Consider the following 8,836-nt stretch of genomic DNA (forward strand, 5'->3'; position numbering starts at 1 on the left):
TATCCTCATAAGTTAATTTCATAATAAAATACCCCCAAAGTTAGATTTTTTCTGTCTAACTTTGGGGGTGCAGTTCATTTCGAGAAAGGAGATTTTCTTTTATGGTCGTCCACCAGGGCCTCCATTTCCTTGAGGGCCACCGCCAGGTGCTCCTCCGCCTCCAGGCATCGAATTTACAATCTCAGTTTGTTTTTCACCGTTGATGTAGATATCTCCACCTGTATAGGTCGCTGTCCCATCAAAGTCAAATCCTGATTGACCTGTCATTTTGATGGTTCCGCCATTGACTGTGATATTACCGTTTGAGTCAATTGGATCTGTATCCCCTTGACCAACTTCAACTGTCAAGTTCCCACCATTCATAGTGAAGAAAATTTCACTTTGTTGGGCATTTTTGTTGGCTGCATTGACACCATCATCTGTTGAATAGATGGTGATATCTCCACCGTTGATAGTGATTGACTTACCTTCAAGTCCTTCTGTAGAATTCTGAACAGTATAGGTCCCACTATCGATGACCAAATCACCTGATGCGTGGATACCATCGTCCCCTGCGGTAACAGTGATGGTATTGTCAGAGAGATACATGGTTCCTACAGATGTATCCTCATCATTGTCGACCTTAACTCCATCTTCCTTGGCATCGATAGTCATGGTTGTTCCAGTGATGTTAAGTTCGTCATTGACATTAAAGGCATCTCCGACTGCTGTGATATTGTAAGTACCGCCTGTGATGTGAAGTGTGTCGTTGGCCTTGATAGCATTGTTTTTCTTACCATCTACATTGAGAGTTCCTTTACCATTGATGGTCAAGTCTACTTTAGAGAAGAGGGCCGCGTCAGCCTTGTCATCACTATTTGAAGCTGAATCTGAAAGGCTATTGGTTGTGCCATCTGCTAGAGTTAGGTAAACATGTCCAGCTGATGTTGCAGAAATAGCTGCATTGGCATTGGTCATTGTTACACCATTTAGAACGATGTGTACATCATCTGAACTTCCCGCTTCGATCTTGATTTGAACTCCATCAGATTGACCAGAAATCACATAGGTACCTGACTTAGAGATTGTAACGGTAGATCCTGATACGGCCACTCCGTCACCTGATACCTTCGCTGTTGATCCTGACAAAGCTACAGTCGCAGCTGTTTTTTCATCATAAGAAGTATCATAGTCCTTATCTGTAAAGTAACTAGATGTTTTCTTATTGGTAGTTACTGTTGTCGTCGCAGTACTATTGCTAGCTGTTGTATTTGAAGTTGACTGGGTACAAGCTGTCACCAGTGCTAGAGTTGTTATACTTGTTAATAGGAATGTCCATTTTTTTGCTTTCATGCTCGTTTCCTCGTCTTTCATTTTACATGCTCTTAGTCTACGGGTCTTTCCTAAAAGAAGCCTAAACTTTTTCTGAAAGTTTTCTTAAGTTTAGTTTCAATTAAGTTAAATTTAACAAAAGTTTTAGAAATCCCCTCTAGAATTGTAGACAAGCAAGTTCACCTTGTTTAAAAATAGTATAACTGAAAGCAAGAGGAGAAAGACTTATGAAACCATTAGAAACAACTTTTAAGCGGATTGAAACCAAATATATTATCTCCAAAGATAAACTAGACAAACTCACCCAAGATTTAAAGGAATATTTGGTAGAAGACGACTATCCAATTTCAACTATTTCAAATATCTACTTTGATACGGAAGACTTTGCTGTGCTCCAAGATGATGATTTTGGAAATAATCTAAAAGAAAAGGTTCGGATGCGGACCTATCTCAGCCAACCCAAAGCAGATAGTCAAGTATTTTTAGAAATAAAAACCAAGGACCAAGAAGGAGTTGGTCGCAAATTTAGACTACTCTCAACTCCTATTTCTATCCTTAATTTTATGACCAAAGGGCACTTGGATGCTAGTATTACTGATACAGTCGTCATTGAAAAAGTGAAAAAGCTTCACCAAGATTACAAGCAGGCTATCAAGCCTCGTATGTACATCTACTACGATCGTTATTCATTAAAAGAAAAAAAATACATCGAGGGCTACGACTATAATAAAATTCGTATCACCATTGACCAAAATCTAGTCTATAGAGATGAAAATGTCAGTCTTTTCGCTGGAAACCATGGAGATGCTTTACTAGATGATAATACTGTGATTATGGAGATTAAAGCTCCTGGAAACAAACCTCAGTGGTTACAAGACATTCTAGACAAGTATAGTTTGATGGAGCACAAATTTTCAAAATACAGTTGTGCTTACCACAAATCTCAAGGGCTTCCTTATGCACCACGTCCCAGTATAGAAAGCGCAGGTACCGCTTATGCTTAATCTATTTAACTCAATTTTCAACAACGCTACTGCAAGTGCAGACCCCTTCCAACTACTGCTGGCACTTCTAGTCAGTCTAGTCCTCGGTTTGGCACTTACTTGGACCTACAAATATCGGACCCTCTACACCAGAGAATTTGCTATCAGCTTGACTCTGCTTCCCTGCCTTATGACCTTGGTTATTTTTCTGGTCAATGGGAGCTTGGGTACTTCAATTGCTGTAGCAGGAACTTTTAGTTTGATTCGTTTCCGTTCTGCAACCAGTGGTTCAAGAGAACTGATTGCAATTTTCCTTGCCATGATTATCGGTCTGGCTTGTGGAACAGGCTATCTCTTCCTGGCAATTCTCTTCACACTCTTTATCTTGGGCGTTTGGTTCCTTTTGGAAAATCAACAAGTCAAAACTGACAATCAACGTCGTAGACTTTTGACAATCACGGTAGCCAATCAAGAGAAGGTACAGGAAGCTATCCAATCAGCTCTTGACCAATTCTGCTCAGAAATTGACATGATTACGATCAACAGCACAAATGCAGGGGACAACCTTAGCATTGTCTATGAAGTCGAGCTAAAAACAGAGGCAGATGATTTCCAAGTGACTAGCTATCTTACACAAAATATTCATCAATGCGATGTGGCATTGACTAAAAAAGCTAAAAAGAGAAAAAATCTCTAAAGACGAAAAACGAGGCTGGGATAAAAATTCCGACCTCGTTTTTTGCTAGCAATAAGTTTTTGATACTGAGACTGGTTAGGCTTTTCGATTCCAAAGAGTTCTTGTGAAAAAGACTTCACTTTCTCTTTCTACAACCTTTAATTTCCTTTAACTGGAATCTCTTTGATAACTCGTGCTGGATTTCCTGCTAGAACTACATTGTCACCAAAGGATTTTGTAATGACCGCTCCTGCTCCTGCAACGACATTGTCCCCTAAAGTAACACCCGGCAGGACAATGACGCCACCCCCTGCCCAAAAGTTCTTACCAATCGTGATGGGTTTGCCAAATTCTAATCCCGAGTTTCGTTCATCGGGATCCAGCGGATGAAGAGGTGTTAAAAACTGACAATTAGGACCAATCATGGCATTATCACCGATGGTTATAGGACAAACATCTAGCATAGTTAAATTCCAATTGGAATAAAAATTTTCTCCCAGATGAATATTGACCCCGTAATCTACCATCAAGCGAGTGTTGATGTAGAGTTTTTCACCAGTAGAACCAAACCATCCTTTGATGATTTCCATACCTTTTACTGGATCGACTTCTTCATTAAAAGCTGCTTGCTTTTGTCGCGCTGTTTGCGCTAAGGCACGGAGTTCTGAATCAAACGGGTGATAGGGTTCCCCCGCAATCATTTTTTGGTATTCAGTTTTCATGTTATTACTTCCTTGATTATTTTAGATGATTGTAGCATAGTTCTATCCTTAATACAAGCATCAAAAAAACTAGTGCATCGTACGATGCACTAGTTTCTTATTAGAAAGTTGACTTTTATCAATACTTTACAGAGTTGATTAGTCTTCTTTCTTTTTACGAGCCATAAGTCCGAATCCACTCAAGATACCTACTAAACCAAGGGCAGCAAGACCAGCATGTTCTTTAGTACCAGTATTTGGCAACTGAGGAGTAGTTGTCTTAGCTCCTGTTTCAGTTACTGGAGCTGATTTACTTGGTGTTTCTGGAACTTGGATTGGTTTTGGTTCTGGTGTCGGAACTGGATCTGGTGTTGGTTTCGAGTCTGGTGTCGGCACCGGATTCGGTGTTACCACCTTCTTGTAGATGTGTTGGATATTACCATCTTTATCTACAACTGTCTTCACAAACTCGTAACCTGGAATTTCTTTCTTAGGCTGTTCACCATTCTCAGTCGGATATCCTGGAATTGGATTTCCATTTTCATCAACATAAGAGGTCGTAATCTTTTCGTAGACGTGCTCGGTATCTCCGTTCGGAAGTTTCTTAGTCTCTACGAAGCGATAACCTGGGATAGCTTTCTTCGGTTGTTCACCATCTTCACTTGGATTGCCTGGAATATCGTTTCCTTCTTTATCCTTGAATGATGTCTTAACTTGTTCGTAGACGTGCTCGATATCTCCGTTTGGAAGTTTCTTAGTCTCTACGAAGCGATAACCTGGGATTTCTTTCTTCAGTTGTTCGCCATCTTCACTTGGATTGCCTGGAATATCGTTTCCTTCTTTATCCTTGAATGATGTCTTAACTTGTTCGTAGACGTGCTCGATATCTCCGTTTGGAAGTTTCTTAGTCTCTACGAAGCGATAACCTGGGATTTCTTTCTTCAGTTGTTCGCCATCTTCACTTGGATTGCCTGGAATGTCGTTTCCTTCTTTATCCTTGAATGATGTTTTAACTGGTTCGTAGACGTGCTCGGTATCTCCGTTTGGAAGTTTCTTCGTTTCTACGAAGCGATAACCTGGGATTTCTTTCTTCGGTTGTTCGCCATCTTCACTTGGATATCTTGGAATTGAATTGCCTTCTTTATCCTTGAATGATGTTTTAACTGGTTCGTAGACGTGCTCGGTATCTCCGTTTGGAAGTTTCTTAGTCTCTACGAAGCGGTAACCTGGAATTTCTTTCTTCGGTTGTTCGCCATCTTCACTTGGATATCCTGGAATTGAATTGCCTTCTTTATCCTTAAATGATGTCGTAACTGGTTCGTAGACGTGTTCTGTATCTCCGTTCGGAAGTTTCTTAGTCTCTACGAAGCGGTAACCTGGAATAGCTTTCTTCGGTTGTTCACCATCTTCACTTGGATAGCCTGGAATTGAATTACCTTCTTTATCCTTGAATGATGTCTTAACTTGTTCGTAGACGTGCTCGGTATCTCCATTCGGAAGTTTCTTCGTTTCTACGAAGCGGTAACCTGGGATTTCTTTCTTCGGTTGTTCGCCATTTTCACTTGGATAGCCTGGAATGTCGTTTCCTTCTTTATCCTTGAATGATGTCGTAACTGGTTCGTAGACGTGCTCTGTATCTCCGTTCGGAAGTTTCTTAGTCTCTACGAAGCGGTAACCTGGAATTTCTTTCTTCGGTTGTTCGCCATCTTCACGTGGATAGCCTGGAATTGAATTGCCAGCTTTATCTACAAATGTAGTAACTGGTGTTACCGTTGGGGTGTATGTTGCAGAAGCCTTAGTCCCGTTTACATCTTCACGAACAACTGTTACAGATGGAGCTGTACCTGTAAATTCAGGTTCTGGTTTGAAGGTTACTGTTCCGTCTGCTGCTACCGTATAAGTACCAACACCTGGGATAGTCTTCGTTGTTGAACCATCTTCGAAGGTTGCTGGTACATTATCATTCATTGGAACACGACTATCGCCTTCCTTGAATGCTGGTTTACCAGACTGTTCTTGACCTTTTGATCCAATAGTTGTAGCTGGTGTTGCTGTTGGAGTTACTGGTGTAACTGTTGGTGTGTACTTAGCAGTAACTGGGGTACCGTTCTTATCGACACGTTTAACAGTTACGCCTGTTCCTGTTCCTGTGAATGATTTTTCTGGGACGAAGGTCACTGTTCCATCTGGAGAAACAGTGTAAGTTCCTTCGCCATCTACTGTCTTAGTGGTTAAACCATCTTCGAAGGTTGCTGGAACGTCATCATTCATCGGCACACGGCTGTCGCCTTCAGTAAATTCAGGCTTACCTGTTTGAGTTTGACCTTGTTTACCTGTTGATGTTGTTGGTTCAGCAGTTGGTGTAACTGGGGTTACTGTTGGTGTATATGTTGCAGTAACTGGAGTACCGTTCTTATCGACACGTTTAACCGTTACGCCTGTACCTTCTCCTGTAAATGATTTTTCTGGTACGAAGGTTACAGTTCCGTTCGGAGCGACTGTGTAAGTTCCTTCTCCTGGAATAACTTTAGTTGTTGAACCATCTTCAAAGGTTGCTGGCACATCATCATCCATTGGGATTGCAGGGTTACCAGGTGTGAAGCTTGGTGTACCTGTTTGCGTTTGACCTTGGATGTCTGTAGATGTTGCTGGATCAGCAGTTGGTACAACTGGAGTGATCGTCGGTGTGTAAGTTGTTTCAGCAACTGTTCCGTTTGTATCTTTACCTTGAACCTTAACTGGAACAACATCACCTGAGTAAGATTTATCCGTTGGCGTGAAGGTCACAATACCTGTTTCTTTATCAACGGTGAAGGTACCGATCACATCACCTGCTGGTGACTTCGCATCTACTGATGCTGCTGGTTGGCCATTTTCATCAAGAAGGGTAATGGTATCTTTGTCGATTGGAGCAACTGAATCTCCCTCAGTAAAGATTACAGTTCCAGTTTGAACAAGACCTTGAGGTCCAGTAGATTCAGCTGGTGTTGCTGTTGGAGTTACTGGTGTTACTGTTGGTGTGTACTTAGCAGTAACTGGAGTACCGTTCTTATCGGCACGTTTCACCGATACGCCTGTACCTTCTCCAGTGAATGATTTTTCTGGAACAAATGTTACGGTTCCATCTGGAGCAACAGTGTAAGTTCCTTCACCTGGAATGGTCTTGGTTGTTGAGCCATCTTCAAATGTTGCAGGTGTATCATCGTCCATTGGAACATTTGGATTGCCTGGTGTGAAGGTTGGTGTATCTGTTTGCGTTTGACCTTGTTTGTCAGTAGATGTTGTATCTTCTGCAGTTGGTGTAACTGGTGTTACGGTTGGTGTATAAGTTGCAGAAGCTTTGGTTCCATTCTTATCTTCGCGAACAACGGTAACAGCTGACGCAGTACCTGTAAAGCTTGGTTCTGGAACAAAGGTTACGGTTCCATCTGCAGCTACTGTGTATGTACCAACGCCATCCACTGTCTTGGTAGTTGAGCCGTCATCAAATGTCGCTGGAACGTCATCATTCATTGGTACACGACTGTCTCCTTCAGTAAATTCAGGCTTACCTGTTTGAGTTTGACCTTGCTTACCTGTTGTTTCAACTGGTGTCGCTGTCGGTGTTACAGTAGTTACTGTTGGTGTGTAAGTTGCAGAAGCTTTGGTTCCGTTCTTGTCTACACGTTTAACAGTCACACCTGTTCCTGTTCCTGTAAATGATTTTTCTGGTACAAATGTAACTGTTCCATCTGGAGCTACAGTATATGTTCCTTCGCCTGGAATAGTCTTCGTTGTTGATCCATCTTCAAAGGTTGCAGGTGTATCATCATCCATTGGCACATTTGGATCACCTTCTGTGAAGGTTGGTTTTCCAGATTGTGTTTGACCTTGAATATCTGTCGATGTCGCATCTTTAGAAGTTGGAACAACTGGAGTAATCTTCGGTGTATAAGTTGTTTCAACTGTAGTTCCATTTGCATCAGCTGCTTGAACCTTAACTGGAACAACCTCACCTGAATAAGATTTATCTGTTGGTGTGAAAGTAACTACACCTGTATCTTTATCAACTGTGTAAGTACCAATCACATCACCTGCTGGTGATTTCGCATCTACTGAGGCTGCTGGTTGACCAGATTCATCAAGGAGAGTAATTGAATCCTTGTTAATTGGTACTACTTCATCACCTTCTGTGAAGGTTACGGTTCCAGTTTGAACAAGACCTTGAGGACCAGTAGATTCCGCTGGTGTTGCAGTTGGTGTTACTGGTGTTACGGTTGGGGTGTAAGTTGCAGAGGCTTTGGTTCCGTTCTTATCTTCGCGAACAACCGTCACTGCTGGAGCAGTTCCAGTAAATGATTTCTCAGGTACAAATGTAACTGTTCCATCGGCTGCTACTGTGTATGTACCAACGCCATCAACTGTCTTAGTCGTTGAGCCATCGTCAAATGTTGCTGGAACGTCATCGTTCATTGGTACTCGGCTGTCGCCTTCAGTAAATTCAGGCTTACCTGTTTGAGTTTGACCTTGCTTACCTGTTGATGTTGTTGGTTCAGCAGTTGGTGTAACTGGGGTTACTGTTGGTGTGTAAGTTGCAGAAGCTTTGGTTCCATTCTTATCTTCACGAACAACCGTCACTGCAGGCGCAGTTCCAGTAAATGATTTCTCAGGAACAAAGGTTACGGTTCCGTCTGCTGCTACTGTATAAGTACCTACACCGTCAACAGTCTTGGTAGTTGAGCCATCGTCAAATGTGGCTGGAACATCATCGTTCATTGGCACACGGCTGTCGCCTTCAGTAAATTCAGGCTTACCTGTTTGTGTAGCACCTTGAATATCAATTGTTTCAACTGGTTTCGCAGTAGGTGTTACTGGAGTTACAGTTGGTGTATACGTTGCAGAAGCTTTGGTTCCGTTCTTATCTTCGCGAACAACCGTCACTGCCGGAGCAGTTCCAGTAAAGCTTGGTTCTGGAACAAAGGTTACAGTTCCGTCAGCTGCTACTGTGTAAGTACCAATGCCGTCTACTGTCTTGGTAGTTGTACCATCGTCAAATGTTGCTGGAACATCATCGTTCATTGGCACACGACTGTCACCTTCAGTAAATTTAGGTTTACCTGTTTGTGTAGCACCTTGAATATCTGTTGTTTCAGCTGGTGTTGCAGTTGGTTTAACCGGAGTTACTG

At 42.1% G+C, this 8,836-nt stretch carries 5 protein-coding genes; 2 read left to right on the forward strand and 3 right to left on the reverse strand.

The window, feature by feature from the left end; all coding sequences use genetic code 11:
- Positions 1 to 99: 99 nt before the first annotated feature.
- Positions 100 to 1,332, reverse strand: a complete 1,233-nt coding sequence (locus K1I67_RS09240) for a carbohydrate-binding domain-containing protein (protein ID WP_223339701.1) — start codon at positions 1,330 to 1,332, stop codon at positions 100 to 102.
- Positions 1,333 to 1,538: 206 nt separating this feature from the next.
- Here K1I67_RS09240 and K1I67_RS09245 point away from each other — a divergent pair, with 206 nt between their 5' ends.
- Complete coding sequence (locus K1I67_RS09245) at positions 1,539 to 2,315, forward strand: polyphosphate polymerase domain-containing protein (protein WP_223339702.1); 777 nt, start codon at positions 1,539 to 1,541, stop codon at positions 2,313 to 2,315.
- Complete coding sequence (locus K1I67_RS09250; RefSeq protein WP_061863964.1) at positions 2,308 to 2,991, forward strand: DUF4956 domain-containing protein; 684 nt, start codon at positions 2,308 to 2,310, stop codon at positions 2,989 to 2,991. Before K1I67_RS09245 ends, K1I67_RS09250 begins: the two co-directional genes overlap by 8 nt.
- Positions 2,992 to 3,128: 137 nt before the next feature.
- Here the strand turns inward: K1I67_RS09250 and K1I67_RS09255 are convergent, their stop codons facing one another.
- Together K1I67_RS09255 and K1I67_RS09260 are read right to left on the reverse strand one after the other, a co-directional pair.
- Positions 3,129 to 3,692 (reverse strand): sugar O-acetyltransferase, encoded by a 564-nt coding sequence (locus K1I67_RS09255; RefSeq protein WP_223339703.1) that lies wholly within the window; start codon positions 3,690 to 3,692, stop codon positions 3,129 to 3,131.
- Between the two features lie 138 nt (positions 3,693 to 3,830).
- Positions 3,831 to 8,836, reverse strand: a 5,006-nt coding sequence (locus K1I67_RS09260) for an LPXTG cell wall anchor domain-containing protein (RefSeq protein WP_223339704.1), incomplete at its 5' end; no start/stop codon positions are given.

The organism is Streptococcus infantis (genome assembly GCF_019929575.1).
In the GTDB taxonomy this organism is placed as follows: Bacteria; Bacillota; Bacilli; order Lactobacillales; family Streptococcaceae; genus Streptococcus; species Streptococcus infantis_L.

Coding starts and splice junctions, on each gene's coding strand:
- K1I67_RS09240 (WP_223339701.1), bottom strand. CDS start 1,332: ATGAAAGCAAAAAAATGGACATTCCTATTAACAAGTATAACAACTCTA.
- K1I67_RS09245 (WP_223339702.1), top strand. CDS start 1,539: ATGAAACCATTAGAAACAACTTTTAAGCGGATTGAAACCAAATATATT.
- K1I67_RS09250 (WP_061863964.1), top strand. CDS start 2,308: ATGCTTAATCTATTTAACTCAATTTTCAACAACGCTACTGCAAGTGCA.
- K1I67_RS09255 (WP_223339703.1), bottom strand. CDS start 3,692: ATGAAAACTGAATACCAAAAAATGATTGCGGGGGAACCCTATCACCCG.